This is a genomic window from Streptococcus sobrinus DSM 20742 = ATCC 33478 (assembly GCF_000686605.1).
Taxonomy (GTDB): domain Bacteria; phylum Bacillota; class Bacilli; order Lactobacillales; family Streptococcaceae; genus Streptococcus; species Streptococcus sobrinus.
Genome location: NZ_JMLC01000002.1, coordinates 73641 through 99205, shown reverse-complemented (window position 1 = coordinate 99205; position 25565 = coordinate 73641). Strand labels below are relative to the sequence as shown.

At 45.3% G+C, this 25565-nt stretch carries 28 protein-coding genes; 3 read left to right on the top strand and 25 right to left on the bottom strand.

Features of this window, described 5'->3' with window-relative positions:
- Positions 1-35 precede the first annotated feature (35 nt).
- From BS63_RS0101550 to BS63_RS0101480, 15 genes are all read right to left on the bottom strand, one after another.
- Positions 36-422 (bottom strand): hypothetical protein, encoded by a 387-nt coding sequence (locus BS63_RS0101550; protein WP_002959240.1) that lies wholly within the window; start codon positions 420-422, stop codon positions 36-38.
- On the bottom strand, positions 419-1834 hold the full coding sequence (locus BS63_RS0101545) for a Y-family DNA polymerase (RefSeq protein ID WP_002959243.1): 1416 nt from the start codon (positions 1832-1834) through the stop codon (positions 419-421). The genes BS63_RS0101550 and BS63_RS0101545 overlap by 4 nt, the downstream gene beginning before the upstream one ends.
- Positions 1835-2010: 176 nt before the next feature.
- Positions 2011-3084, bottom strand: coding sequence for an ABC transporter substrate-binding protein (locus BS63_RS0101540; RefSeq protein ID WP_002959244.1), 1074 nt, complete (start codon positions 3082-3084; stop codon positions 2011-2013).
- On the bottom strand, positions 3077-3853 hold the full coding sequence (locus BS63_RS0101535) for an ABC transporter permease (protein WP_019768885.1): 777 nt from the start codon (positions 3851-3853) through the stop codon (positions 3077-3079). The genes BS63_RS0101540 and BS63_RS0101535 overlap by 8 nt, the downstream gene beginning before the upstream one ends.
- Positions 3850-4650, bottom strand: a complete 801-nt coding sequence (locus tag BS63_RS0101530) for an ABC transporter permease (RefSeq protein ID WP_002959248.1) — start codon at positions 4648-4650, stop codon at positions 3850-3852. Before BS63_RS0101530 ends, BS63_RS0101535 begins: the two co-directional genes overlap by 4 nt.
- Positions 4634-5788 (bottom strand): ABC transporter ATP-binding protein, encoded by a 1155-nt coding sequence (locus BS63_RS0101525; RefSeq protein ID WP_002959250.1) that lies wholly within the window; start codon positions 5786-5788, stop codon positions 4634-4636. Before BS63_RS0101525 ends, BS63_RS0101530 begins: the two co-directional genes overlap by 17 nt.
- 467 nt (positions 5789-6255) lie before the next feature.
- Complete coding sequence (murB, locus tag BS63_RS0101520; RefSeq protein WP_028798395.1) at positions 6256-7158, bottom strand: UDP-N-acetylmuramate dehydrogenase; 903 nt, start codon at positions 7156-7158, stop codon at positions 6256-6258.
- A 457-nt stretch (positions 7159-7615) separates the two neighbouring features.
- Positions 7616-8110, bottom strand: a complete 495-nt coding sequence (gene folK, locus BS63_RS0101515; protein WP_002959253.1) for a 2-amino-4-hydroxy-6-hydroxymethyldihydropteridine diphosphokinase — start codon at positions 8108-8110, stop codon at positions 7616-7618.
- Positions 8107-8466, bottom strand: coding sequence for a dihydroneopterin aldolase (gene folB, locus BS63_RS0101510; protein WP_002959256.1), 360 nt, complete (start codon positions 8464-8466; stop codon positions 8107-8109). The genes folK and folB overlap by 4 nt, the downstream gene beginning before the upstream one ends.
- A gap of 5 nt (positions 8467-8471) precedes the next feature.
- The gene (gene folP / locus BS63_RS0101505; RefSeq protein ID WP_002959258.1) at positions 8472-9275 is read right to left on the bottom strand and encodes a dihydropteroate synthase; all 804 of its coding nucleotides are present in this window, start codon (positions 9273-9275) and stop codon (positions 8472-8474) included.
- 79 nt (positions 9276-9354) lie between these two features.
- Positions 9355-9918, bottom strand: coding sequence for a GTP cyclohydrolase I FolE (folE, locus tag BS63_RS0101500; RefSeq protein ID WP_002959260.1), 564 nt, complete (start codon positions 9916-9918; stop codon positions 9355-9357).
- 558 nt (positions 9919-10476) lie between these two features.
- Positions 10477-11730, bottom strand: coding sequence for a bifunctional folylpolyglutamate synthase/dihydrofolate synthase (locus BS63_RS0101495; RefSeq protein ID WP_002961629.1), 1254 nt, complete (start codon positions 11728-11730; stop codon positions 10477-10479).
- Positions 11731-11819: 89 nt separating this feature from the next.
- Entirely contained in the window at positions 11820-12707 is an 888-nt protein-coding gene (gene rarD, locus BS63_RS0101490; protein ID WP_002961627.1) for an EamA family transporter RarD, read from the bottom strand.
- Positions 12700-13560: a homoserine kinase gene (gene thrB, locus BS63_RS0101485; protein WP_002961626.1), complete on the bottom strand. Its 861-nt coding sequence runs from the start codon at positions 13558-13560 to the stop codon at positions 12700-12702. Before thrB ends, rarD begins: the two co-directional genes overlap by 8 nt.
- Position 13561: 1 nt before the next feature.
- Entirely contained in the window at positions 13562-14848 is a 1287-nt protein-coding gene (locus tag BS63_RS0101480) for a homoserine dehydrogenase (RefSeq protein WP_002961625.1), read from the bottom strand.
- 114 nt (positions 14849-14962) lie between these two features.
- On the opposite strand from BS63_RS0101480, the gene BS63_RS0101475 reads away from it, so the two are divergent.
- Complete coding sequence (locus tag BS63_RS0101475) at positions 14963-16243, top strand: hydroxymethylglutaryl-CoA reductase, degradative (protein ID WP_002961624.1); 1281 nt, start codon at positions 14963-14965, stop codon at positions 16241-16243.
- Between the two features lie 103 nt (positions 16244-16346).
- Here BS63_RS0101475 and BS63_RS0101470 read toward each other — a convergent pair whose 3' ends face one another.
- The 10 genes from BS63_RS0101470 to BS63_RS0101425 all read right to left on the bottom strand — a co-directional run bounded on the left by BS63_RS0101470 (position 16347) and on the right by BS63_RS0101425 (position 24233).
- Positions 16347-18185, bottom strand: a complete 1839-nt coding sequence (locus BS63_RS0101470) for an acyltransferase family protein (RefSeq protein ID WP_019790147.1) — start codon at positions 18183-18185, stop codon at positions 16347-16349.
- A 100-nt stretch (positions 18186-18285) separates the two neighbouring features.
- Positions 18286-18492 (bottom strand): DUF1648 domain-containing protein, encoded by a 207-nt coding sequence (locus BS63_RS0101465; RefSeq protein WP_002961621.1) that lies wholly within the window; start codon positions 18490-18492, stop codon positions 18286-18288.
- 3 nt (positions 18493-18495) lie between these two features.
- Positions 18496-20070 carry a hypothetical protein gene (locus tag BS63_RS0101460; RefSeq protein ID WP_002961619.1) on the bottom strand — a complete coding sequence of 525 codons (1575 nt, stop codon included), beginning with the start codon at positions 20068-20070 and terminating at the stop codon, positions 18496-18498.
- Complete coding sequence (locus BS63_RS0101455; RefSeq protein WP_002961617.1) at positions 20067-20771, bottom strand: ABC transporter ATP-binding protein; 705 nt, start codon at positions 20769-20771, stop codon at positions 20067-20069. Before BS63_RS0101455 ends, BS63_RS0101460 begins: the two co-directional genes overlap by 4 nt.
- Positions 20772-20847: 76 nt before the next feature.
- Positions 20848-21432 (bottom strand): TetR/AcrR family transcriptional regulator, encoded by a 585-nt coding sequence (locus tag BS63_RS0101450; RefSeq protein WP_002961616.1) that lies wholly within the window; start codon positions 21430-21432, stop codon positions 20848-20850.
- A 98-nt stretch (positions 21433-21530) separates the two neighbouring features.
- Positions 21531-22268: an alpha/beta fold hydrolase gene (locus BS63_RS0101445; protein ID WP_002961614.1), complete on the bottom strand. Its 738-nt coding sequence runs from the start codon at positions 22266-22268 to the stop codon at positions 21531-21533.
- Positions 22269-22367: 99 nt separating this feature from the next.
- Positions 22368-22523 carry a DUF6440 family protein gene (locus BS63_RS1000000111245; RefSeq protein WP_002961612.1) on the bottom strand — a complete coding sequence of 52 codons (156 nt, stop codon included), beginning with the start codon at positions 22521-22523 and terminating at the stop codon, positions 22368-22370.
- Positions 22524-22631: 108 nt separating this feature from the next.
- Positions 22632-23291: a DNA alkylation repair protein gene (locus BS63_RS0101435; RefSeq protein WP_028798394.1), complete on the bottom strand. Its 660-nt coding sequence runs from the start codon at positions 23289-23291 to the stop codon at positions 22632-22634.
- A 184-nt stretch (positions 23292-23475) separates the two neighbouring features.
- Entirely contained in the window at positions 23476-23949 is a 474-nt protein-coding gene (locus BS63_RS0101430) for a GNAT family N-acetyltransferase (RefSeq protein WP_002961609.1), read from the bottom strand.
- Between the two features lie 29 nt (positions 23950-23978).
- Positions 23979-24233, bottom strand: a complete 255-nt coding sequence (locus BS63_RS0101425; protein ID WP_002961607.1) for a hypothetical protein — start codon at positions 24231-24233, stop codon at positions 23979-23981.
- Positions 24234-24402: 169 nt separating this feature from the next.
- Here BS63_RS0101425 and BS63_RS0101420 point away from each other — a divergent pair, with 169 nt between their 5' ends.
- Together BS63_RS0101420 and trhA are read left to right on the top strand one after the other, a co-directional pair.
- Positions 24403-24864, top strand: coding sequence for a DUF1836 domain-containing protein (locus BS63_RS0101420; RefSeq protein ID WP_019770608.1), 462 nt, complete (start codon positions 24403-24405; stop codon positions 24862-24864).
- Positions 24839-25492 (top strand): PAQR family membrane homeostasis protein TrhA, encoded by a 654-nt coding sequence (trhA, locus tag BS63_RS0101415; protein WP_002961605.1) that lies wholly within the window; start codon positions 24839-24841, stop codon positions 25490-25492. The genes BS63_RS0101420 and trhA overlap by 26 nt, the downstream gene beginning before the upstream one ends.
- Positions 25493-25565: the final 73 nt, after the last annotated feature.

Below are 25565 nucleotides of genomic sequence, written 5' to 3'. Positions count from 1 at the left end.
CTGATAAATGTCTGGATTGGACCTCTGTTAGTTTTTTATAAGTCTATCGAATCCAACGATTTTGGTGTTACTCCTTCATCCGCCAAAGCCAATTCCAGTATCTCCTCAATTTCTATCAAGCGATAGCCGTCTACTGTTTTGAGACTGGCTGTCATGGGGGTCAATTCCTCTACTACTCCTTGAAAGCTTTGCTTGGTTTGGCCGAATTTGGTAGTCACCTTGACTGGAGCCCCATTGCTGTATAATTGACCTAGGAGGAAGAATTTTTCTTCTTGACTTAGGTCAGATATCAGGTCTTCTCGCTGGCGGTCTTGATTGAGACTACTGGTGTGCTCAGATAGGTAAAAGCCCAACCACTTCTCCATGCCACGGTCCTGGTGCTCCCTGGCGGATTTAAAGGGCAAATAAGAGCGGTCAATCATTGGAGACCGTCCAATCCGCCCGCCGAGTGGCCGCCGATGAGTTTGCTGCGGGCTAAAGCACGTGAGGCAGGGCTCAAGGCATTGGCCCGTTGCAAGGTCGTGAAGCCAAAACGATTCCGAATGGCATCAATAGCTATTTCAAGCTTTTCTTCTTTTTCTAGCTGACTGGAATCATCAAAAAGGGAAATAATCTGGACGCCGTCAGCAATCAAGTGACCGTAGGAAACGGCAATACTCCTTATCGCTCCACCCGAGTATTTCTGACGGAAGAGGTTTAAAACGTGGGCTTGCAGGTCCTTGGTGCTACTGCTAGGCTCAATAGTCTTTTGAGCTTGAAGACGATGACCATAGCCTGTCTTGGCATAACCCAGATGAATGGCAACCAGAGTCGTCTTTTTTCTGGCTCGCCTCAGGCGAATAGCGACCTGTTCGGCCATTTCCGTCAACACTAGCTCAATTTCCTCCTGTTTCTGATAATCCCTAGGTAAGATTTGCGAATTTCCCAGACTTCTTTCCTTGGGACGGTAAGGCTGATGGACATTGCTCTCGTCAATACCGTTAGCGTGGAAAAATAAATCAACTCCAGAAACACCCAATTCCCTCTTAAGCAAATCAGGATTGCTATTAGCTAACTGCTTGATAGACTGAATCCCTAACTTATTCAGCCGCTTTGCCATCCTTCGGCCGATGCCCCAGAAATCGGTCAGTTTGGGAATGGACCAGACCTTACTTTCTACATCTCCATAAGACCAATTAGCCCGCATATTAGCAGCATACTTAGCCTCATTGTCTAAGGCCAGTTTGGCCAACAAGGGATTGGCATTGGACATACCAACCGTGGAATAGATTCCCGTCTTATGGAAAATTTCCCTCTGAATCATGGCAGAGATCTGGTCCAACTTCTCCTGCTTGCTTAAACTTTTGTCGGGAATAAAATAATTGAGTGAGCCGGTCAAATCAAGAAAGCCCTCATCAATCGAATAGGGGAGGATATCCTCGATACTGGCGTAGTTCTGAAAGATATGCTGAATCTCCAAATTTTTCTCGATATAGAGCTCCATCCTAGGAGGAACAATATAAGTGGCTGCAGCCCAAGATTCAATGTAATTGACAAAGTCTGGCGTTATCGGTAAGCCTTGCTTTTTAGCCTTGTGGTAGGAGAACTTTCTGGTCTTAACATCGAAAGGTAAATCGTAGGCACGACTGACGTTGCTCTTGCCAAACACTTTTTTAAAGGTAGGAGAGGAAGCTAAAATCAGACCGCTAGTGTGGTCTGCACGACTCATGACACACAAGGAGGCTTTGAGCGGATCTAGCCCATGGTCAACACATTCGACACTGGCGTAAAAAGATTTCATATCAACAAAGGCGATATCCGACCTAGGCTCGCAACTATAATCAAAATAACCCATACAGACCTCCAATTCTATAAGTTAGTTTATTAACTATATATAGTTTACAACTTTCAGAGAAATTTAGCAAGCTGCTAGTCTAACAATACTTCACCTTCTAAACAGGCTATTTGTTGACCGCTCAAAAAAGCCCAGAAACTGGCGTTTCCAGACTTGTTATGAATTTGTTAGTCACCTTAGTGGCGATACATTTTGAATTGCAGGTAGAGGTCATTGTAGGTGCCCAGCCATTTGGCTCCCAGATTATTATAGACCTCCAGATGGCTGATGACCTGATCGGAAGGATAAAAAGCCTTATCGGAGGTGATTTCCTTGGGCAGGAGCTTCTGGGCTGTCTTATTGGGTGTGGCATAGCCGATATATTCGGCATTCTGGGCAGCGTTCTTAGGCTCCAGCATAAAGTTGATAAAGGCATAGGCCGCTTTTTTATTTTTGACGGTCTTAGGAATGACGATATTATCAAACCAGAGATTGGAACCCTCGCTGGGCAGGACATAGTGAAGATGAGGATTGGCATCCAGCATATCCCTAGCCTCACCTGAGAAGGTGACTCCCAGAGCGGCATCGCTGTTTTTTAAATAGCCCTTCATCTCGTCACCAACAATGGCCTTGATATTGGGCGTTAGCTGACTCAATTTGTCAGAAGCCTGCTCCAGCTGGCTCATATTCTTGCTATTGAGGCTGTAGCCCAGAGAATTGAGGCCCAGTCCCATGACCTCTCTAGCACCATCAACCAGCATGATGGAATCCTTATAATCAGAATTCCAGAGGTCAGTCCAGTGCTGGGGCGGATTTTTGATCATAGTGTCATTATAGACGATACCGACCGTCCCCCAGAAATAGGGGATAGAGTAGTCATTCTTAGGGTCAAAAGACTTTCCCATAAACTGGCTGCCAAGGTTATCCAGCCCCTTAATCTGGGATTTATCCAGTTTAACCAGGAGGTCCTCGCGACGCATCTTATCAATCATATAGTCGCTGGGAATGGCAATGTCGTAGCGGGTGCCACCCTGCTCAATCTTGGTGTACATGGCCTCATTGGAATCAAAGGTTTCATACTGAACAGAGATACCAGTTTCCTTTTGGAACTTATTGATGAGGCTCGAGTCAATATAGTCTCCCCAGTTATAGACGACCAGGCTATTGGCCTTGCTACTACTGCTATTTTTCTTTTCCATGGCCAGCAAGAGCACGGCTAGGCTAACGATAATCAGGACAAGGCCTAAAAGAAAGGAATTCAGTTTACGCATGCTGATCACCTTCTTCCTTGCTGATAAAATAATAGCCGATTACCAGGAGAATTGAGAAGATAAAGATGATGGTGGACAGAGCATTGATTTCTAGGGAAATTCCCCGTCTGGCGCGGGAATAGATTTCCACCGAGAGGGTCGAAAAACCATTTCCGGTCACGAAGAAGGTCACGGCAAAGTCATCTAGCGAATAGGTAAAGGCCATAAAGTAGCCAGCGATGATACTGGGCGTCAAGTAGGGCAACATAACTTCCTTTAGCATCTGCCAGTAACTGGCCCCCAAATCGTAGGCAGCATGAATCATATCTTGATTCATCTCCTTGAGCCGGGGCAGGACCATGAGAACCACGATGGGAATGGAAAAGGCGATATGGCTGAGCAAAACTGAGCTAAAACCTAGGCGAAAGCCCAGCACCGTAAAGAGAATCAAAAAGCTAGCTCCCATCATGACATCAGGCGATACCATGAGAATATTATTGAGAGAGAGCAGAGTATTTTGCCTCTTACTTCTGGCCTGGTCAATAAAGATAGCTCCAAAGGTGCCAATAATTGTTGCCAGGAGGGCACTCAGAAAGGCCAAAAAGAAGGTTTGAACCAGAATCAAAATCAGACGGCTATCAGAGATGACCTGGCCATAGTGTTCCCAAGTAAGACCGGTAAAGCCATTCATATCACCGCCCCGATTGAAGGAATAAAAGATGAGGTAAAAAATCGGCAGATAGAGGAGGGCAAAGACCAGTCCTAAATAGAGCCTAGATAGTTTTTTCATAGGTCCTTCCTCCTTTCCTTGGTGATGGCCATAATAGCCAGCATAGCCAGAATTAAGACGACACCGATGGTTGAGCCCATGCCCCAATTCTGGGTAGTCAGGAAATGTTGCTCAATAGCTGTTCCTAGAGTGATAACACGGTTTCCCCCAATCAAACGCGTCAACATAAAGAGGCTGAGACTGGGAATAAAGACCGACTGCACACCCGACCTTACGCCAGACAGAGAAAGGGGGAAAATCACTCGGCTAAAGGTCTGCCAATTACTAGCCCCCAGATCACGACTGGCATTAGTCAGATTGACATCCAGGTCATCAAGGGCATTAAAAATAGGCAAAATCATGAAGGGCAGCTCAATGTAGGCAGCGACAAAGATAAAGGAAAAGTCGGTAAAGAGCAGCTGCTTGGGACCAATACCGATAAAGGTCAAGAAATGATTGATACTGCCGTTTTGACCGAAAATCCCCATAAAGGCATAGGCCTTGAGCAGGAGGTTAATCCAAGTAGGCAGGACCACCAGCATGAGCCAGAGCTGCTTGTGCTTAAGCTTGGTTAGAATAAAGGCTGTCGGATAGCTAATCAGAAAGGTCACCAAGGTAATAATACCCGCATAGAGAACCGAATTGAAGCTCATCCGCAGATAGGTCCAGGAGCTAAAAAAAGTTTGGTAGTTGGCAAGACTGACCTGTCCTTCTAGATTGAAAAAGGAACGATAGACAATCAGGGCCAGGGGAGCCAATACAAAAAGCAAAAGCCAGAGAAAATAGGGAGCCGCAAAGAATTTAGTCGTCGTCTTCATGGCGTTCCTCCTCAATGGCATTTATCAGACCGTCCTCAACTTCCTCGGTCTCAACATACTCTTCAATCCGAGCATCAAATTCCTCCTCGGTTTCATTGAGCCGCATGATATGAATATCTTCGGGCGTGAAATTGAGACCGATAACTTCGCCTTCAAGGGCCTTGCGAGTGGAATGAATCAGCCACTCATTGCCCAGCTCATCATGAGCCATGATTTCGTAGTGGACCCCTCGGAACAATTGGGTATCCACCGTCACTACTAGCTTGCCTTCCTCGGGTAGGGTAAGCTGCAGATCCTCGGGCCGAATGACCACTTCTACCGCCTCATTGGGTCGCATCCCACCATCTACCGCCTCAAAGCGTCTGCCGTTAAACTCAACCAAATAGTCCTCAATCATCCTACCATTGATGATGTTGGACTCGCCGATAAAGGTAGCGACAAAGTGATTGATAGGCTCGTCATAGATGTCAACGGGCGTGCCGGATTGGACAATCTCTCCCTCATTCATGACAAAAATCCAGTCGGACATGGCCAGGGCTTCCTCCTGGTCGTGGGTAACAAAGACAAAGGTGATACCCAGCCTTTGTTGGAGCTCCCGCAACTCATACTGCATTTCTGTCCGTAGTTTCAAATCAAGGGCAGACAAGGGCTCATCAAGAAGCACTACCTTGGGCTGGTTGATGATAGCTCTGGCAATGGCTACCCGCTGGCGTTGACCGCCGGAAAGTTTTTGAATGGAGCGGTTTCCATAACCTTCTAGGCGAACCATTTTCAGGGCCTGGCCAACTCGCTGCTCAATCTCAGACTTGGCGACTTTTTTCAATTTTAGGGGAAAGGCCACATTATCGAAGACCGACATGTGGGGAAAAAGGGCGTAGTTCTGAAAAACGGTGTGGACATCCCGCTTGTTGATGGGAATGTCGTTAATCCGCTTGCCATCCAGATAAACATCACCTGAGCTGGCATCCAAGAGACCAGCAATGATGTTGAGAATGGTTGACTTTCCAGAACCCGAAGCCCCAAGCAGGGTATAAAACTTACCCTGCTCCAATTCAAAATTGATGTCCTTGAGAACCTGGGTCCCGCTGTCCTCGAAGGTTTTCGTCACATGGTGAAAAGCAATAATAGGTTTGGTCACTTCTTGATTTCCTCCACTCAAGAAAGAAGATAAAAAGAGAGTGGGAAAGAAGTCATAAATCCAAGGATTCGACTTGACTTCCCGGCACTCCCTAAGTTTCAAGTTTGAGACTGAACTAATGGGCCCTAGCGGCCCCTGCCGCCTCCTATACAAAAGGCGACTATTGTCAGTCAAGATTTGGTCAAATTATAAGTTTTGCTCTATACAGGGCTTTGTCAAGACTTAATCAGAAGCTAGGCCGGTCTCCAACTTTCTGCAGAGCCAATCTAGTTAAGCAGAAAACTAGACAATCCCCGCCTTCCACAGAGCAAGCCAGCAAATCACGAATCTGTCTAGCCTCCGCCTTTCTGCAGAGCCAAGCTAGTAAATCAAAAATCAGGCTCCTGTTATCAAGCTGTTTGATATTACAAGTACAAGGTTTGGATCCTTCGCCCCAACCTCAGGCTAGCAAAACAGACCTCATTTCTTTAAGCCTTATAGCCCCCGATAATCCGAACCTCTGGTTCCAAGCGGACACCAGAATGCTCTTGGACCCTATCAATGACATGGGCAATCAGATTTTCGTAGTCATCGGCCGTTCCATTAGCCACATTGACCATGAATCCAGCATGTTTCTTGCTGACTTCAACACCACCGATACGATAGCCCATCAGGTCAGCTTCCATAATTAATTGGCCAGCAAAATGATCGACAGGCCGCTTAAAGACAGACCCGCAGGAAGGGTATTCTAGGGGCTGCTTGAGCTGACGAAGGTGATTGAGACGGGCCATTTCATTCTTGATTTGCGAATGCACACCAGGTCTGAGAGCGAATTTTGCGGAAATGACCACCTCGCCCGTGCTCTGAATGGCAGAATGGCGATAACCAAAGGCCATATCACGGGCTTCTATGGTATGGATGTCCCCTTCCTTGGTCAAAACAGTCGCTGAGACCAGAATGTGGGAAATTTCGCCACCATAGGCACCGGCATTCATAAAGACAGCTCCGCCAATAGAACCAGGAATCCCAGCCGCAAATTCAAAGCCTGTCAAGCTGTGGAATTCAGCAATCTTGGTCGTTTCAATCAGATTAGCTCCTGCTTCTGCTTCGATGGTATAACCGTCAACCGTGACCGTGCTCAGCTTGTCAAACATGATAACAAAGCCACGAATGCCACCTTCACGAACAATTAGGTTACTGGCATTGCCGAGGACCATCCAAGGAATCGCATTATCATTAGCGAACTTGACGATATGAGCCAGTTCATAGCGGTTGCGAGGAAAGGCCAGATAATCTGCCGGTCCGCCAACCTTGGTATAAGTATATTTACGCAAGGGTTCATCGATACGAATATCAATCCCTTCGAGTGCCGTTTTCATTTTTTCTAGCATTAATTTCTAATTCCATTCTTACTCACTGGAACTCCCTTCTCTTAAAAGGGAATTAATCTCCAGCCGCTCTTTGGGCCAAGAGGCTAAGAGCCTAAAAAAATCGGTATAAAACCGACTACTATTATATCAAAAACTAGGGCTTTTTGCGATAGGGTCCTGAGAGAGATTCCCAATTCTCGTTCGAGGGCCAGGAGGTTTTAAACACCTTTTGGAGAATTTACCAAGGCACTCAAAGTAGCCAGTGGAAAATTTCCCAGTGTGTCAGACAAAGAATTACTTGACTCAAACATCAAGCAGAGAATTTCCAGAATCTATCGACCCAAGAATTGGTCAATCCGAGGACCAAACAGAGAAATTCTCTCAGTCTATCAGCCCAAGAATCAGTCAACCGAAAGACCAAGTAGAGGATTTTTTTTAAACCTTGCTAAACTTCCTCGTCAAAATTCAAAAGTTAAGTCTACTTAAGAGGGCCTGAGATTTTTTCAATTCCCTGGGTTGACAACTTAGCTAAGTCAGCCGCATAGAGCAGGTCTGTGACTGGGTCGGCCAGACTGTTATCCATTTCCAAAAGCGGGACCAGAACAAAGGCCCGCTCCTTCATATAGGGATGGGGTAGGGTCAAGTCAGGCTGGTCCAGCACTTTTTGATCATAGAGCAGAATATCAATATCCAGAGTTCGCGGTCCCCAATGCTGCTGCTGCACTCGCCCCAAATCATTTTCAATAGACTGGCAGGCCCGCAACAAGTCTAGAGGGGCTAGTATCGTTTCCAGCCGACAGGCTAGATTTAGAAAATCCGCCTGCTCTGTCAGGCCCCAGGCAGGGGTCTGATAGAGAGAGGAGACGGCGAGCAGCTGTGTCTGTGGAAGTTGGTCCAATCGCTCTAGGGCCTCTTTTAAGTTGGCCCGACGGTCTCCCATATTGGAGCCAAGGCTGAGAAAGACTGAACTCATCGACTTCGCTCCAATTCTACTCCCACACTATCGTAATGACCAGCAATAGGCGGATTCTCCTTGCAAATCCGCAACTTGATAGCTTGGACAGGAGCAAATTGGTCAAAAATATCTTGGCAAATAGCTCCTGCTAACCGCTCCAGCAACTGGTAGGACTGATTTTCCACCTGTCGCTGGATGGCTTCAAAAACAAGGCCATAATGCACGGTATCAGCCAAATCATCGCGAAGTGAGGCCTTAGTTAAGTCCAAGGATAATTGAGCATCGACCACAAAAATCTGTCCCAAGCGATTTTCCTCTGGCAGAGCTCCGTGATAACCATAAAAACGACAACCTTTTAAAAGAATCTTATCCATTTTTCCTACCTTAATTGGCTGATGACCTTGACAATATCACGATTAGCTTCAACATTATGCACCCGGACAATCTGACAACCCTTTTCAATGGCATAACCTGACAGGCCTGCGGTTCCCATATCTCGCTCCAGGGGCTTGGTGTGACCGCCCCCCAGAAGGTAGTCTACCACCCGTTTGCGGGAAATACCAAAGAGGACTGGATAACCCAGATTAGTCACCTGTTCCAGCCCCTTTAAGAGGTCAATGTTCTGCTGCTCATTTTTGGCAAAACCAAAACCTGGATCCAACCAAATCTTATCCTTGGCAAGGCCAGCCTCCAAGGCCGCTTGGGCACGCTCAAGCAGGAAGTTACAAACGTCCTGGGTGACATCATCATAAACTTCATCCTCTTGATTGTGCATAAGGATGATGGGAACATCTTTTTCAGCAGCCAAGGCCAGCATTTGCCCATCGTAGAGACCAGCCCAGACATCATTGAGGATATCGGCACCCGCTTCGAGGGCGGCACGAGCTGTCCCAGTTTTATAAGTATCAATGCTAACAAGAACATCGTACTTTTCCTTGATGGCCTTGATAACCGGTACGATTCGGGCAATTTCCTCTTCTTGAGAGACAAAGTCAGCCCCAGGCCGTGTAGATTCCCCACCGACATCAATAATGGCTGCCCCCTGCTCAATCATAGCCCCGACTTGAACCAAGGCCTTTTCAAGCAGGGTATAGGAACCGCCATCCGAGAATGAATCAGGGGTTACATTGAGAACCCCCATGATACAGGCCTTACCCGCAACTTCAAACTGTCCAATATTCATCCAAGTCCTCTTTCTGATTCTTATCCATGGAGTAGGTTTGTGACTTCATTTTCAATGATTTGTGACATGCCTTCTCCTTTTAGTGCTCCCTGATTAGGCTCAGTAACTCCTGCCTTTGGTCCCTATCTTCTTGGAAAATGCCCCGGGCAACGGTCGTTACCGTTTTGCTGCCAGGCTTTTTGATGCCCCGCATGGTCATGCACATGTGCTCAGCCTCAATCATGACAAAGACCCCTTTAGGATTTAGGGCTTCTTCTAGAGCTGTTGCCACTTGTTCGGTCAGGCGTTCCTGCAACTGAGGCCGCTTGCTAGCCACTTCTACTGCCCGAGCCAGCTTGGAAAGACCCGTTACCTTACCCTGACTGGGTAGGTAGGCCACATGGGCAACCCCGTAAAAGGGCACCAAATGGTGCTCACACATGGAATAAAAGGGAATGTCCTTGACTAGGACAACTTCCTCATGGTTTTCGCTAAAGACAGCCGTAAATTGATCCTTGGGATTTTCACCCAGGCCAGCAAACATCTCGGCATACATCTTGGCCACCCGCTTAGGGGTTTCCAGCAGGCCTTCTCGCTGAGGATTTTCCCCAATGGCTTCTAAAAGTTGATAAATGGCTTCTTGGGCCTTTTCTTGATTAAACATCTCGTCCTCTTTAATTTATTGCTAGCCTTTCAAATAAGATACCACGGAGCAAAGCCACCTTCTTGTCCATACAAGAGCTGGCTAACGGCAATCACTAGTCTGATTGCCTAGCTCCCTGACTAACTTCAGCCAGCCAGTATTTTCGACTGGCTGGTTTTCGTGTCACCATGCCGTCAAGCAACTCACAGAATTTTAGGGAAATCACCGAAGGGGGCTTGCACCTAGGTGATTTCATCTAAATTCACAGAGTTGTAGGCGGGTTCAATTCAATCAGTTAAGGAAAGAGGCGATTAAAATCGCTCTATTTCCTACGGGGCTGTGACAAAAGCTCCTAACCTCGTTACTTTTTTAACGTCAGACAGTTTGACGCAGTGGTTGATTGGAAGTCCTTATCCCTTGCTATGCAAATGATAGCAGCCGTCCTAATCAACTGTACGGAGGCGGGACGACAAAATCGATTTCTCCGAAATCACGATTTTTGTCCCGCTCTCTAAACTGCTCACTAAGTCCGATATTCGAGCATTATCGGCTCACTTATCTGACTGTCGCTATTATACCCTATTGAGGGGAATTCTTCAAAAGCTCCTTACGCACTTGGGAAATGAAATAGAGGGAGCCTGTTATCAGGTAAAAATCTGCTGAATCTGCCTTATAAACCTGAGCCAGCCAAGTCTCAAAATCGGCCATCCGCTGGTAAGGCTCAGGGTAATCGTCCAAAGCCAGGCTATTGTGGTAGGGGAAAGTAGTCACCTGGACCTGACCCAGCTTGGCTAACTTCTCTAACATGCTGACGACGGGCTTGGTATCAATAGCCGCAAAAAGAATATGAACCTTTCGGCCCTTGTAGTCATTCTGGATTAGGTCAACCAGAGCTTGGACACTCTCATTATTATGGGCACCGTCAATCATCAGATTGGGTTGCAAAAGTTCGGTCCGCCCCTGCCATTTGGCGGTCGCCAAACCTTGGCGGATAGCAGCCTCACTGAGTTCAGGACAGCGGTCCTTGAGCAAGAGGGCTGTTTCAATAGCTAGAGCGGCATTAGCCACCTGGTGTTGACCTGGCATAGCCAGCCGCAAATCAGTCAGACTCGTCCGACTATTTCGGAAGGTCCAATCATTTTGGGAAGGCGACATTTCAAAATCCTTCTGCCATTCGTAAACAGGAGACCCTACTGCCTGAGCATGCTCTAAAAAGGCCTGTCTGGCTTTCTCCTGTTGGACAGCCATAACCAGAGGCTCGCCAGCCTTGAGCACGCCAGCCTTATTCTGAGCAATCTGCCCGTAGGTCTGGCCCAAAACAGCCTGGTGATCCAAGCCGATAGAGGGACAAACCACAGCCAGAGCCTGGAAGAGATTGGTCGAGTCATCACGCCCACCCATACCAGCCTCAATGACTGCCAAATCCACAAGATGCAGGCGACCAAAATAGAGGAACATAATCAGACTGATGGTCTCAAACTCCGTTGCCGCTTCCAAGTCAGCCGGCAAACTTTCCACAATCGGCTTCACTAGCTCGACACAAGCCACCAAGTCTTCCTCGGGCATAAGCTGACCATCCAAAGAAATTCGTTCCCGAAAATCCACAATATAGGGCGAGGTAAAGGTGCCAATATGATAACCGGCCGCCGTGAAAATATGCTGGAGATTGTTGACAACCGAGCCCTTACCATTGGTCCCAACCACATGAATGGCCCGCAGATTCTTTTGCGGATTTCCCAGCTGATCCAGCATCCAAGTCATCCGCTCAATCCCAGGCTTGATCCCAAATTTCAACCGACTGTGAATCCAAGTTAGTGCTTCTTGATAATTCATTCCCATTCCTTCTTTGACTTAACAAAATAAAATAGCCCTCCGGCCCTTCTACCAGTATAGCACAGAAATAGAAAAATCCCGATCCTCGGTCAAGATTTCTGCCTTTTTAATAAAACTATCTGGCCGATGACGAAGAGGCCAATGGCTATCCAGATGAAAATCAGGCCATAGATCTGGCCTAGACTGAGCTTCTCCCCGAATACCATCAGGGCGATCAAGAGCTGAATGGTCGGATTGAGATATTGGATGAACCCGACCAGATTGAGCGGAGCCAGTTTGAGACTTTCCGCATAAAGCAGGAGAGGAATGGTCGTAATAATCCCCGACAAGGCTAGGAGAATATTTTCTGCCAAACTATAATCTGTCAAACTTTCATGACTAAAAAAGAGCAAATAGACCAGCACAAAGGGTAGGATGACACCAGCTTCAAAAAGCATAGCGACATCACTAGATAATCTGGTTCCCTTTTTAAGCAGGCCGTAAAAGCCGAAGGAAAAGGCTAGAAGCAGAGCAATTAGAGGGAGATGGCCGGTCTGCCAGACCAGAACCCCTACACCTACTGCTGCCACCAAAACCGCTAGACTGGTCGCCGGTGTTAGACTCTCCTTAAGAATGACTAGAGCCAGGAAGACAGAAACCAAGGGCATCATATAATAGCCCAGACTGGACTCGGTCGCATGACCATTGGCGATGGCATAAATATAGGTCAGCCAATTGATGGCGATGAGAAAGGCCGCTGCGATGGCTCGATAAAACTGTTTTCTATCCAGCCATAGCTCTTTTAGCTCTTGAGTGTAACGGCTACGGTTCCTGCTAACCAGCATATAGATCAGCATGGTCACCGCCGTCCAAATGATTCGATAAGAAAAAGTATTGTAGGAATTGACCCCAGCTAGGAGCTTCCAATAGAGGGATAGAAAAGCCCAGAGTAAATAGGCGGATACTCCGAGCAAAAGTCCCTTGTGCGTTTTAGTCAAGGCGAACACCTTCTTTATCAACGCTTAAAACAAAGGTCTGGCCGTCCAGTTTCAAGTCATCAAGAGCAGCTTTGAGGTCAAGACCCTGACCGAGTGGAACCAAACTCATGACAGTTGGACCCGCCCCAGATAGATAGGTGGCGTAGGCTCCTGATTTTTGAGCTACTTTCTTAATTGGGGCAAATTCTTTGACCAAATTTTGCCGATAGGCCTCGTGGAAGCGATCGCCTTGAATGGCTTGGCCAGCCTTTGATAAATCTCCTGTCAAAAGCCCTGCAATAGCCACATTAGCAATGGAGGAGGCCGCTACAGCTTCCTTATAGGTCATGGAAGTGGGTAGAACCCCTCGACTTTCGCTGGTTTTCAATTCATAATTAGGAATAAAGGCCAGAAAGTCACAGGTGGGAAAATTAGCAACCACGCTGGAAACTTGCCCATCCAAATAAGAGGCGACTACCAGATTACCAAAAATAGCTGGAGCAACATTGTCAGGATGGCCCTCGATTTCCGTGGCTAGATTGAGTTTTTCCTGATCAGAGAGCTGCAAACCAGCCAATTGATTAGCCAACTCAATCCCTGCTACAATCACCGAACTAGAGGAGCCCAGTCCCCTAGCCAGAGGAATATCAGACGTCATCTTAATCCGCTGAGGAGTCAGGTCGGGAGCAATTTGCAGAGCCGTCTGAATCAAGAGGTTATTTTCATCGCTGGGAATGTCTCTCAAATCGTGGTCGACCTGCCAGTCAGCAGCAGGCTCAAGCACTTCAATGGTCAAATATTTGGAGAGGGCCACCCCTACCGAATCAAAACCCGGCCCCAGATTGGCCGAGGTTGCTGGAACTGTAATTTTCATCTTAGTCCCCCAATACCTTAAAGCTATTCAAGAGGGTGAAATCGCTTTGAGCTTTTAATTTGGCTTTGACATTGTCCAATTGGGTCAGGCTGAGGGCGTGGGTAACGATGACAATTTTAGCCTGCTTGCCATCACCTCTTTGTTGGAGAACTTGGGAGAAGGAAACATCTTCACCGTTGAAAATTTCTGCCAACCGCAGGATTTGCCCCTTCTTGTCAGGAACGCTGAGCGAGAAATAATAACCTGATTTAACATCAGCCGGATTGGCCAACTGAGTTGGACGATGATATTCATTGAAGGATTTACCGACATTGCCGTCAACAATTCGACGACCAATGCGGATAATATCAGCCACAACAGAAGTCGCTGTTGGTTTTTGTCCCGCACCAGGACCATAGTACATGGATTGGCCGATACCGATGGACTCAACAAAGACAGCGTTCATTACACCATTGACGCTAGCCAGCGGGTGTTCCTTAGGCAGGAAGGTTGGGGAAACCTGAGCAGAGATACCTGAGGCCGTTTCACGGACATCCCCAACCAGCTTGATGACATAGCCCAATTCTTGAGCAACGGCGACATCGTCAGGAGTAATGGTTGAAATCCCTTGATGGCTGACATCTTCGTAGTCAATGGTCATACCAAAGCCAAACTGACTGAGAATGACTGCCTTGTAGGCCGCATCAATCCCTTCCACGTCATTGGTCGGGTCGCTTTCAGCATAGCCCAGCTCCTGAGCGGTTTTGAGAGCATCTTCGTAGGTCCAACCTTCGTCAACCATCTTGGTCATCATAAAGTTGGAAGTTCCGTTGAGGACACCCAAAATCCGTGTCACCTTATCTGAAGTCAGAGAGTTAGCTAAAGTCCGCAGAATTGGAATTCCTCCTGCAACTGCTGCTTCATAATAGAAGGCCAGCCCCTTCTCCTTAGCCAGACCGATGATTTCCTTACCATGCGTAGCAATCAGGTCCTTGTTGGCAGAAACGACATGCTTACCAGCCTGCAACGCTTTGGTGATAAAGGTCTTGGCTGGTTCAATCCGTCCCATGAGTTCAACCACAATGTCAATTTCAGGATCTTCCACAATAGCATCAAGATTAGTGACAAAATTATAGTCATGACCGGCAGCCAAAAGACGATTTTTTTCCTCGTCATCCTTGACCAAAACCTTGGCAATCTCGAAGTCATCCTTGGCTGCTGCCGTAATCTTTTCTCCATTTTCCTTAAGTAAAAATGGGATACCGCTGGCAACTGTCCCAAAACCTAACAATCCAATTTTTATAGCCATAGTTTTTACCTCTTTTACGAATAATATACGCCCTCATTATATCAAAATCCCTTAGAAAGTTACAGAAAATCCCGCCTTATGCTATAATTTAGGGAGAAAATACGAACGAAAAGGATGGCAGATATGGTATCTTGGACAGGATTTGCGAAGAAAAGCCCCCATGAACGGTGGCAAATACTAGAAGACAATCAGGCCCTCTCCCAAGCAGGCTTGGATAAATTAAAGAGGCAAGAACTCCTGCCCCTAGAGACAGCCAACCAGATGGCAGAAAATTTGATTGGCCGTCTGGCTCTTCCCTTAAGCCTAGCTCCTGATTTCTTAGTCAATGGTCAAACCTACAACCTGCCCATGGTGACCGAGGAACCCTCGGTCGTCGCTGCTGCCTCTTATGCGGCCAAGTTGATTAAACGCTCTGGTGGCTTTAAAACCGAGGTTCATCAGCGACAAATGTTGGGCCAAGTTGCCTTGATCGGACTAAGCAACTGGCAGGCCGCCAAGAAAGCGATTTTAGCTCATAAGGATGACCTCACCCAGCTGGCCAACCAAGCCCACCCTTCCATCGTCAAAAGAGGAGGCGGGGCCAGAGACCTGACCTTGGCAGAAAAAGGCGACTTCCTCATCGTCTATCTTTCAGTAGACACCCAGGAAGCCATGGGGGCCAATATGGTCAATACCATGATGGAGGCCATCGCTCCCAAGCTGGAAGAGCTCTCGGGCGGTCAAAGTCTCATGGCTATCCTCTCCAACTATGCGACAGATAGCTTAGTGACAGCCAAGTGTACGGTTGACCTGCGTTTTCTCAGTCGTAACAAGGAAGAGGCCGAGAATTTAGCCAAAAAACTGGAACAGGCTTCTCAGCTGGCCCAAGTTGACCCCTATCGGGCCAGCACCCACAACAAGGGAATTTTTAACGGAATTGATGCCTTGGTCCTAGCGACTGGCAATGACTGGCGGGCCATCGAAGCTGGCGGTCATGCCTACGCTGCTACTTCCGGCTCCTATCGAGGCCTATCCCAATGGACCTATGATAAGGAGGCCGGCCAAGTCAAGGGCAGCCTAACCCTCCCCATGCCAATCGCTACCAAAGGAGGCTCTATCGGCCTTAACCCTAGCGTTCAAGTTGCCTTTGACCTCCTAGGCCATCCCGATGCCAAAACTCTAGCCGGCCTAATTGTCTCCCTGGGTCTAGCACAAAACTTCGCTGCTCTCAAGGCCTTGGTCGGAAAAGGGATCCAAGCCGGCCACATGAAACTGCAGGCTAAATCCCTTGCCTTGCTAGCCGGAGCCAGCGAAAAAGAGGTGCCAAAGATAGTCCAAGAACTGCTGTCTGCCCAGCACCTCAATCTAGAAACCGCCAAAAAAATTCTCGCAGACCTGAGAGCTAAGCGAGACTAATCCAGTTTAAATGAAACGACCAATGGGTGACTCTCCAACATCAAAATTAGAACATCTTAAAATGACTTGAGCAGCAACTCAAGTCATTTTGTCTTTTGAATCTCTATTTTGAAATGGCATCCGCAATCGTCTTAGTATAGGCAATGGCTCCTTGGTCGTTCGGGTGGGTCATGTCCTCGCTGAGGAGCTGGCTTTCCTTATCGTGGGAAGCCCCATACCAGTCAATAATGTGCAGGTTGTCATATTTCTGATCTGCTTGGCTCAAGACTTGATTGACATCATTGGTCCAGTAATATTGGGATTTTTCCAAATTAATATTAATCCAATAGACCTGGCGCCCGCCGGCAGCCTGCGTAACCTGATCAATCTGGTCAGCCGTTAGAGTACCGCCATTTTCATCTCGATTAATTCCGATACCGATGACCAAGGTGTCCAATTCAGGATGGTTAGTGACCGCTTCTTGGACCATTTCCAAAGTATGCTGAGGCTTGCGCCCAATGGCTCCATCAAAGAAGGCATTGGGGAAGACCTCGTGCAGGTCATCGTAGGTCATGGCAATCATGGAATCCCCAAGAATAGCCACCTTCTTTTGGTTGACAATGTCATACTCTTCTTGACTAATGCCGTACTTATTAAGAATGGCTGGGTCAGCCGGTGTTCCCGGTGCTTGCTGAACTTGATTTTGCTTCTTCATTTTGGCTTGGTTTTGTTTAAGTTGGTCGGTAATCTTATTTTGAGCAGCTGTCTTGTCTGGTGCCGTAAAGACAAGGAAGAGGGCTCCTGCTACCACCACAGAAACAAGTAAAGTCACAGGCCATTTAACAAAGGAAGACCAGACATGGCGTCTTTCTTGATAAAAATCCTTAACCTTCCGCCAGGTAATTCGCCGTAAGGGCGCTTCCACCAAGCGATAGGTGATTTCAGTCAGAATGACCACCAAGGCTAAAGCAATCAAGACCGATGGTAGAGACTTGGGATTGGGCAACTTGAGCTCAGCGAAGGTCAAAACAGGAATCTGCCAAAGATACATGCCATAGGAACGAGTTCCCAAATAGGAGGTTACAGGATTGGATAGCCACTTATTGGCTGCCAATTTGGGATGGACAATCAGAGCAATCAGAACACAACTGAGGAAGGAAAAGAGCCACATGCCTCCCCGATAGGTAAACCACTCTTGGTCAGGCAGGGCAAAGAAACAGATAATCAAAACAACTAGGGTAACGATAGCCATTCCATTGAACAGTTGCCGGTCCCGCAGAGATAGTTTGATCTTATCCACCTGATCGCTTGGGTAAATAAAGGCTAAAGCTGCTCCCATAAGAATAGAAAAGAGCCTGGTATCCGTTCCGTAGTAAATCCGAGTCGGATCCACATGGGCCTTGTAGAGCAGGGACATTTCTACAAAAGACAAGAGCAGGATAATATCCAGGACATTAAAGATGACCGTCCGATTCTTGCGGAAAATCCGCATCAGGACAATGATAATCAGAGGCCAGAAAAGGTAGAATTGCCCTTCGATGGACAGACTGTAAAAATGCTCAAAAGGAGCTTCAGCTAGCAACTTAGCAAAGTAGGAACCGCCCTTAGCAATCTGCCACCAGTTATTGACCGAGAAAATACTGGACAAGAAGACATTTCGCATACCATTGAGCAGATTTTTCTGGAAAAAGTACATGTAGACCGTACTCAGGAGCATGACCGCTATCATATTGGGATAGAGCCGTTTAAACCGCCGCAAGAGAAAGGCCTTAACCGCAATCCTACCATTGGCTTCATACTCTCTTAAGAGAAGATCTGTAATCAAATAGCCTGATAAGACAAAGAAGAGGGCTACACCCAGGTAGCCACCCCTAAAAATAGACGGATAAATATGATAAAAAATAACCGCCAAAAGACCAATCGTCCGCAGGCCGTCAAATCCAGTAATGTAACGCTTCTTCATGTCCTCATCCTCAGTTTAGGCTTTGTCATCAAAATATAACATAAAATGCCAGACTAGGCAAATTGGGTGGGGAATGAAGGCAGGAAGAGGAAGATTTTCACTACTCCCCTTTCTTCCTGAAATATTTATAATATAGAGAATAAGGGATTACAGCAGCAAAAACAAGAAAATATTTGTATACCTTAAAGTCTACCTCTCCCTTGCTGTTGAAATGCACGGGGACCCAGTTTGGGAGAAATTGACAAATAATTAAAATGACAATAATTGAAAGGCAAAGAACAAAAATATCTTTAGACTCTATTTTCATTTTTTAATACTCCTTTTGAAGATAACTTACTTTAACGATTCTTCTATAGAGAAATAGTGTTAATAACGGTAGGACGAGAACAGATATGCCAAATAAACTGAGTTCTAATGAAACCTTGCATATCCATGAAACTGCTAGTGGAAGTCCGATTAAAATCATAGACAGAACAGAGCTTTGGATAACAGGCAGACTTTGCTTGATTACAATCGTTTCGTTATCCCAATGATAATTTGGATGCTGCAAGTTTGCATACAATCCAAGGGTAGAGATGGTTAATGAGTAGCTAGCTGCTATAACAAACATTAAACCAAGTTCTAAAACAGACAAGTGATAGCACCAGACAAGAACCAAAATTGCTGGAATATAGGCAAGAGCGTGAAGGGAGAGATTAAGAGCCAACTTACTATTAGCAACCTCCCTTAAAGAAATAGGTAAGCTCTGCAACTGCCAGATATGTTCGCCTTCTAATGAAAGAGCCGAAGCTGTTGTGCAGGATACTGATAAGCTTGCAACTACTAAAAGCGGAGCAAAATGTTCCATCTGTCCAGCCATACCTGTCGGTCCAAGCATTTGCTCTAATTTGGTGGGTGGTAGCACGAGCAAGGCCAGACTATAGCCCAATAAAACCAAGACCCCCAAACTTGTATTAAGCATCAGCATATAAGAGAATCTATAGTGAGCAAGTTCTCTCAAATAAAGTGACATGAATAAGGAATGCTTTTTATAGCCATTGGACCACCAACTTGCTTTAGGTTTAGAGCGCCCTGTCTTCTCTTGCCTATAAAGTTTTTCTTTGGCAACTAAAGCAATAAATAAAACAGTTGAGCCCAAAGAAATCAAAACAAAAAACATAAGATAGCCAATGTTAAACTGCCCCTTCCAAATTTTAAAGATAAAACTTAAAGGATAAAGTCTGCTGACTTGTTTAGAGAGAGTTAGACCAATATCACTCGTTTTCATTCCTCCTGACATGCTAGAGCTAAGCCAAAGCCCTATGCTCAAAATTACTAACAGAGTTATGATGAGGTTCATAAAATTTTTCCACTTCATATTTTTGGTTAGCATTATGATGATGTAGGCTAAAAAAGCTGCTAAGGTCAGTGGCAACAAAGGAACAAAAGCTAGAATGAGGAAGAAAAATAAACCTGAGCAATAGTAACCATCATTTAACCAAACAATTAGACCTGGCAAGGTAAATAGTAGGGTCAAAACTAGACTCATAGTGTATAAGAAAAGATATTTACTGGCTAGGATTGCTCCAGAACTAATCGGTAGAGGCACCAATCTTTGGCTATCATGGCTAAAAAATAAAATACCATTAACCTGAAATAAAGTGATAAAAAAGACAATAAGACTAGAGACCGCAACCATATACGCAGGAATTAACGGACTTTGTCCAAGTTTTACAAGAGATAGAGCCGTCATTGTATTGTAGATAAATAAGAGTAAGAGGACCAGACCTATCCCTAAACTTGTCAAGAAGAAGTTTTTCCGATTACTACCACTCCTTTTTTTCCAATTATTTAGATGAAAGTAATCAATCAGTTGGATTTTAAAAAGCTTTCCAAGTTTACTCATTCCACAACCTCCATAAAGAAATCTTCCAAGGATAGATTACCTTTAACATCAGCCGTCGGGCCCTGAGCTAACAGTTGGCCATCCTTTAAGACTGCAATTTTATTGCATATTTTTTCCGCCACCTCCAAAACATGAGTTGAAAAAAATATGGCTCCACCAGCTTCCACGACTTCTGTCATGATTTTCTTTAATTCGAAAGAAGCTTTAGGATCCAAGCCAACGAAGGGTTCGTCAAGAATAATCAACTTTGGAGAATGAATCAGAGCTCCGATAAGAGCTAATTTCTGCTTCATCCCATGAGAATAAGAGGAAATCATTTGACCAAGAGCTTGACTGATTTCAAATCGTTCTGATAGCTTCTTCATTCTTTCTTTCCGCTGCTCAAGACTTAATTCAAAAATATCGGCTATAAAATTCAAGTATTGTATTCCTGTTAAATAGTCATAAAGGTCAGGATTATCAGGAATATAAGCCATAATCTTCTTACATGCTATCGGCTCCTTCTTAATAGAATGACCGTTGACAAAAATTTCACCAGAATCAAAATCAGAAATACCAACAATTGACTTAATAGTAGTTGTTTTTCCAGCTCCATTTCGGCCAATAAAACCAAAAACATCACCAGCTTTAATCTCTAAAGACAAATCTTTGACAGCAACTTTATCTCCAAATGTCTTGTGTAAATGATTAATCTTTAACATAAAATTCCTTTCTTCAACAACTGACGTTTTGTCAGTTTAGCTTTTAAAAGTAACCGACGAACTCATTCATCGGCTTTTAAAAAATATTTTCTCCCAGAGCTTTATTGATTAACTCGTGGAAAGTCCGTATATAATCTTGTGTTTGTAAAGACTTATCGGTAAATACGTATGCAGTCATCAACATCTGAGCCAATTCTTTGGGATTCTCAATATGAAAGTCTCCTTTAGCCAGTCCCTCTTCAAAAATCTTGGTCAAATCCTTACTGGTTTGCTCTACTAATTTATGGGAAAAGCGATCCATCAAGTAATGGTTAGCTTTCATATCCACCGTCTCTTGCAAAGTTTCCTTCTCAGCTGTCTTCCCTGCGGGATCAATTACCGTTTCATCGAAAAAAGCTTTCACTTTCTGAGCGGGGCTTAAATCATTAGCATTAGCAATAGTCGATAAACTTCTAGCCAGAGGTTCAGTATATAACTCAATCAAAGAATATAAAATATCTTCTTTGTTTTTGAAATGATAGTAAAGTAAGCCCCGCGAAATCCCAACCCGTTCAATTATGTCTTGTGTCCGCGTTTTTTGATAGCCTTTTTCCATAAAAAGTTTCATAGAGGCATCAATGATTTCACGCCGTCTAACCTCAGGTGCCTTCACATCTCTCATTTGTTACCTCCAAATGATTTATACCCTTAGTATAAATCTAGACTGACATTTTGTCAATTATTTATATTAAAACGAAAAAAACCACCTTCCGGCAGCTTTTAGTTATCATTTTTTAGCACCCGCTGGACAAAGTCAAGAGCAATCTGATTAAAGACCTGGGGATCCTTATTGGAGATACTGTGGCCAAAACCTTCCAAGGATAAAAACTCTGCATTAGCCAAGTGACGGGCAATCTTTTTGGAGTGGCCTTGGCGGATAAAGTCCTTTTTACCAACTAAAACCAGACAGGGGACGGTCACGCCCTGCAAGTCCTCAAAATGGACGGGGAGATTTCTAACCATAAGGCCGAAGCGTTGCTTGCGACGGTTGACAGCTGGTTTGAAGTGGACCTGCAAGCTCAACCAGAGATAGGTCAAGACCGAGCCTAGCCGCAGCCACCACTTCTGTCCCCAGAAGGTCAGGTTGCCAGAATTGAGCAAGATAGCCTTGACCCGCTCAGGATAAAGTTGCTCAAAAACCATGGCATAATTGGCCCCGTCGCTGTGGCCAATCAAGATAGCCTGCTCAATCCCCAGCTGGTCCAAAACTTCTTGCAAATCCTTGGCCATTTCTGTAAAAGTCAGATGAACTTGCCCCAGGCCTGATTTCCCATGGGCCCGGCTATCCAGCATAATCAGCTGATAATTTTCAGCCAAATCTTGAACCTGACCGGCAAAATACTTACTGGAATTGCCATTCCCGTGGAGAAATACGATAGGGTAGCCCTGACCAGCAACCTTGATAAAAATTTTTTGACCATCTCGCATGGTCAGATATCTTTCTTGGATTTCTACCATAGATTAATAAAAAGACGACCTTTCTATCGCCTGCTTCCTTTCAACCTACCTTAGAACAGGTCGGAATTGCTACTGTCTTCAACTGGTGTGATGACAGGCTTACCATCCCTTATCCAGCAAGGGAGTCATGCTACCACCATAGCCCGCTCCATGCCAGAGATAATTAACGCCAGTCTCTTTGTCTAGCCAAATTTCCATTCCTGTATGACTTTCTGAAAACCTCTTTTCAAAACGTAAATCCTTTTTTGTTCGCATTATAACTAACCTCCAATTTTATTGACTTTACTTTACTCTTATTATAGCAGAGCGACTTTATCCTAGAAAGTTAAAACTGAACCAATTGGAACTTTGAGCTCCACTTTCTTATAGATATTTACTAGCCTCACGAATACTGAGTTTAGCCATTTGCTCCTCATGCTGCCAGATAAAATCTCTTACCCAGTCGGGATTGGTCTTGGAATAATCTCTTAAGGACCAGCCGATGGCCTTATTGATAAAAAATTCATCGCTCCCCAGGCAGTTGACAATAATCTCCGCCAAGAGGTTTGTATCCGTCTGCTCTTTTAGCCCCAATTGGTGCTCAATAGCCGTCCGCCTAATCCAGATATTGTCCCTCTTGGACCAGCCTAACATCAAATTCTTCACACGATTATCTCTGAGACCCAACTGCCCTACCACCTTGGTCAGGAAGTCAATGGTATCCCACCAAGATTTGGTCAAAACGTAATGCTCAACCTTAGCTAGATCTTCATAGACTAGGTAGGACTGCATTCTCAGCAAATAGTCATAGGCCAGATATTGAAATTCACGGTGGGGATCCGCATAACAGGCATCCAAAAATTCCCAGTCAATCGTTTTGGTTTTCTTCTCCGCCTTCAAAAATTCGGCATAAATTTTTCGTCTCTGGGGCGTGGGAATTCCGTAAAATTCAAAGAGATTTTTCTGGTAGGCTGCCATAGCAACCGCCCTCTCCTCATCAGCCTGAGCTTCAAAGAGGGACTTTATATTTAAATATTTTGACATAACTGATAACCCCAAACTCCCTTTTTTCTTAGCTTCTGCTATCACATAGGTTTCCACCACTATTAACTTTACCTATACTTATTTCGGAATTCTTTTTTGACATCACAATATATTTTTCCAAACAGTTTTACCTCCTTATCAAATTTAAAATCATCAAGAAATGTCATTCGCTCTGCCGAGGCTCTTATAAGTCCTTAACCATGACATAATCCTCATTGTTCTCAGATAAGGGGTTGAATCCTAATCTTCTATACAATTTTAGGGCAGGGTTGGCTTTTTGAACGGAGAGAGAAACTTTTTTAACCCCTTTTGCTTTTAAGACTTCAAGCATCTTAGTCATTAAGGACGTCCCAAGCCCATGACCCCTATAGTCTTTAAAAAGAGATATGGCTAATGACGGCGTTTGATCATCTACATGACCGTAATCATTGATTATTCTGGTCCAAACGGCACCCACTAGCTGGCCGTCGACCTCTGCAACAAGGCAATCATCACCCACTTGACCTCCAAAACCTTTGACATATAACTGAAGCTCTGGCTGTTCAATAATTTCCCTATCTGGCTTAGCCTGGCCGTTCGGAATAAAAATAGCTTCATAGAGAAAATCATTTAGGCGATAGATTTCCTTATCTCTTATTTTTCTTATCTTTACATTCATAGCTAGACCTCATCTTTAACATCCCCCCGCTACTTCCCTATATAGTGGGCGATAGTCATCCCTATCAGCATGCCGATAACTGTTGTCAAACCTACATTAAATCGAAAGACGGAGCCTAAGGCTAGACCAAGGCTCATCCCGATTAACATTCCGGCAGATAAACGGTTTTGATTAGCCCGACCGCTGGCTTCTTCCTGCACGGACCATTTTTTGGCAAGGTAGATAGTCAGAATTGCCAATACAGCTGTCAAAATAAAGGGTAAAAATATTTTTATCATGGCCATTTGCCTGACCTCCTCGGGAATTATTTACTAATTCCATTATAACAGAAGCCAGCAGGCAGCCTGTTTGCAAACTGCAATTTTATCAATAGACATATTTTTTCTTGACGCCAGTTTCTTAGAATTGTATAATCTAGTTATTAAGACTAGATTATAGAAAGTAGTTAAACTTATGACGAATACATATCCCAAATGGGCTGACTTGCCTGAGTTAGATTTGTACTTAGATCAAGTTCTTCTATACGTTAACCAGGTCAGCAAACTTTCAACAACAACGACCGATAAGGGCCTCACCGCTTCCATGATTAACAATTATGTCAAACATGGTCTGGTTGAGAAGCCAGTCAAGAAAAAATACAGTCGCCGGCAACTGGCCCGCCTAATAGCTATCACCACTTTTAAGCCGGTCTTTTCCATTCAGGAAATCAGTCAGATTTTAGAACGGATAACAGCCAATAATCAATCCCAGGCCTGCTATGATGCCTTTGTTGCCTGTATGAATGAGGAGCAAAGGCAAGATATTCCTGAGCTGATTGTCTCAGCCTGCCAAACCCTCAAGCTCTACCACTACACCCACAAACTTGCCGAAAATCTTCAAGGAGGTCACCATGAACACCGCAACTCTAAAGCTTAGTAAACAATTAACCTTTGGCGAAGAGGTTGCCAATGCTGTAACCCATGCAGTCGGCTCCGTCGCTATGCTGGTTCTTTTACCCATTACGGCTTCTTACAGCTACCAAATCTTTGGACTCAAAGCAGCAGTCGGCATGTCGGTCTTTGTCATCAGCCTCTTTCTCATGTTCATGTCCTCGACCATCTACCACTCCATGCAGTATGCTTCACCACAGAAGTATGTCCTGCGGATTATTGATCACAGTATGATTTACATTGCCATCGCTGGTTCCTACACGCCCGTGGCCCTCTCTCTGGTCGGTGGCTGGTTGGGTTACCTGATTATCGTCCTCCAATGGGGCACGACTATCTTCGGCATTCTCTATAAAATTTTCGCCAAGAAAATCAATGAGAAATTCAGCCTCTTACTCTACCTACTCATGGGCTGGCTGGTCATTTTCATCATTCCAGCCATCGTCACCAAGACCGGTCCAGTCTTCTGGAGCCTCATGTTGGCAGGGGGACTATCCTATACCATTGGTGCCTTCTTCTATTCTCGTAAACGCCCTTACGACCACATGATTTGGCACCTCTTCATCCTTCTAGCCTCTACCTTGCAATACATCGCCATTGTTTACTGTATGTTGTAAGGGTAATCGCTAGAGATTAATTGAGATTTTTCGAGGAGCGAATTCCTTCTTGAATTTTCTAGAGGACGAGGAC

Excerpts from the sequence above, each read along its gene's own strand:
- BS63_RS0101550 (WP_002959240.1), bottom strand. The coding sequence starts at position 422 with ATGATTGACCGCTCTTATTTGCCCTTTAAATCCGCCAGGGAGCACCAG.
- BS63_RS0101545 (WP_002959243.1), bottom strand. The coding sequence starts at position 1,834 with ATGGGTTATTTTGATTATAGTTGCGAGCCTAGGTCGGATATCGCCTTT.
- BS63_RS0101540 (WP_002959244.1), bottom strand. The coding sequence starts at position 3,084 with ATGCGTAAACTGAATTCCTTTCTTTTAGGCCTTGTCCTGATTATCGTT.
- BS63_RS0101535 (WP_019768885.1), bottom strand. The coding sequence starts at position 3,853 with ATGAAAAAACTATCTAGGCTCTATTTAGGACTGGTCTTTGCCCTCCTC.
- BS63_RS0101530 (WP_002959248.1), bottom strand. The coding sequence starts at position 4,650 with ATGAAGACGACGACTAAATTCTTTGCGGCTCCCTATTTTCTCTGGCTT.
- murB (WP_028798395.1), bottom strand. The coding sequence starts at position 7,158 with ATGCTAGAAAAAATGAAAACGGCACTCGAAGGGATTGATATTCGTATC.
- folK (WP_002959253.1), bottom strand. The coding sequence starts at position 8,110 with ATGAGTTCAGTCTTTCTCAGCCTTGGCTCCAATATGGGAGACCGTCGG.
- folB (WP_002959256.1), bottom strand. The coding sequence starts at position 8,466 with ATGGATAAGATTCTTTTAAAAGGTTGTCGTTTTTATGGTTATCACGGA.
- folP (WP_002959258.1), bottom strand. The coding sequence starts at position 9,275 with ATGAATATTGGACAGTTTGAAGTTGCGGGTAAGGCCTGTATCATGGGG.
- folE (WP_002959260.1), bottom strand. The coding sequence starts at position 9,918 with ATGTTTAATCAAGAAAAGGCCCAAGAAGCCATTTATCAACTTTTAGAA.
- BS63_RS0101495 (WP_002961629.1), bottom strand. The coding sequence starts at position 11,730 with ATGAATTATCAAGAAGCACTAACTTGGATTCACAGTCGGTTGAAATTT.
- thrB (WP_002961626.1), bottom strand. The coding sequence starts at position 13,560 with ATGAAAATTACAGTTCCAGCAACCTCGGCCAATCTGGGGCCGGGTTTT.
- BS63_RS0101480 (WP_002961625.1), bottom strand. The coding sequence starts at position 14,848 with ATGGCTATAAAAATTGGATTGTTAGGTTTTGGGACAGTTGCCAGCGGT.
- BS63_RS0101475 (WP_002961624.1), top strand. The coding sequence starts at position 14,963 with ATGGCAGATATGGTATCTTGGACAGGATTTGCGAAGAAAAGCCCCCAT.
- BS63_RS0101470 (WP_019790147.1), bottom strand. The coding sequence starts at position 18,185 with ATGAAGAAGCGTTACATTACTGGATTTGACGGCCTGCGGACGATTGGT.
- BS63_RS0101465 (WP_002961621.1), bottom strand. The coding sequence starts at position 18,492 with ATGAAAATAGAGTCTAAAGATATTTTTGTTCTTTGCCTTTCAATTATT.
- BS63_RS0101460 (WP_002961619.1), bottom strand. The coding sequence starts at position 20,070 with ATGAGTAAACTTGGAAAGCTTTTTAAAATCCAACTGATTGATTACTTT.
- BS63_RS0101455 (WP_002961617.1), bottom strand. The coding sequence starts at position 20,771 with ATGTTAAAGATTAATCATTTACACAAGACATTTGGAGATAAAGTTGCT.
- BS63_RS0101450 (WP_002961616.1), bottom strand. The coding sequence starts at position 21,432 with ATGAGAGATGTGAAGGCACCTGAGGTTAGACGGCGTGAAATCATTGAT.
- BS63_RS0101445 (WP_002961614.1), bottom strand. The coding sequence starts at position 22,268 with ATGGTAGAAATCCAAGAAAGATATCTGACCATGCGAGATGGTCAAAAA.
- BS63_RS1000000111245 (WP_002961612.1), bottom strand. The coding sequence starts at position 22,523 with ATGCGAACAAAAAAGGATTTACGTTTTGAAAAGAGGTTTTCAGAAAGT.
- BS63_RS0101435 (WP_028798394.1), bottom strand. The coding sequence starts at position 23,291 with ATGTCAAAATATTTAAATATAAAGTCCCTCTTTGAAGCTCAGGCTGAT.
- BS63_RS0101430 (WP_002961609.1), bottom strand. The coding sequence starts at position 23,949 with ATGAATGTAAAGATAAGAAAAATAAGAGATAAGGAAATCTATCGCCTA.
- BS63_RS0101425 (WP_002961607.1), bottom strand. The coding sequence starts at position 24,233 with ATGGCCATGATAAAAATATTTTTACCCTTTATTTTGACAGCTGTATTG.
- BS63_RS0101420 (WP_019770608.1), top strand. The coding sequence starts at position 24,403 with ATGACGAATACATATCCCAAATGGGCTGACTTGCCTGAGTTAGATTTG.
- trhA (WP_002961605.1), top strand. The coding sequence starts at position 24,839 with ATGAACACCGCAACTCTAAAGCTTAGTAAACAATTAACCTTTGGCGAA.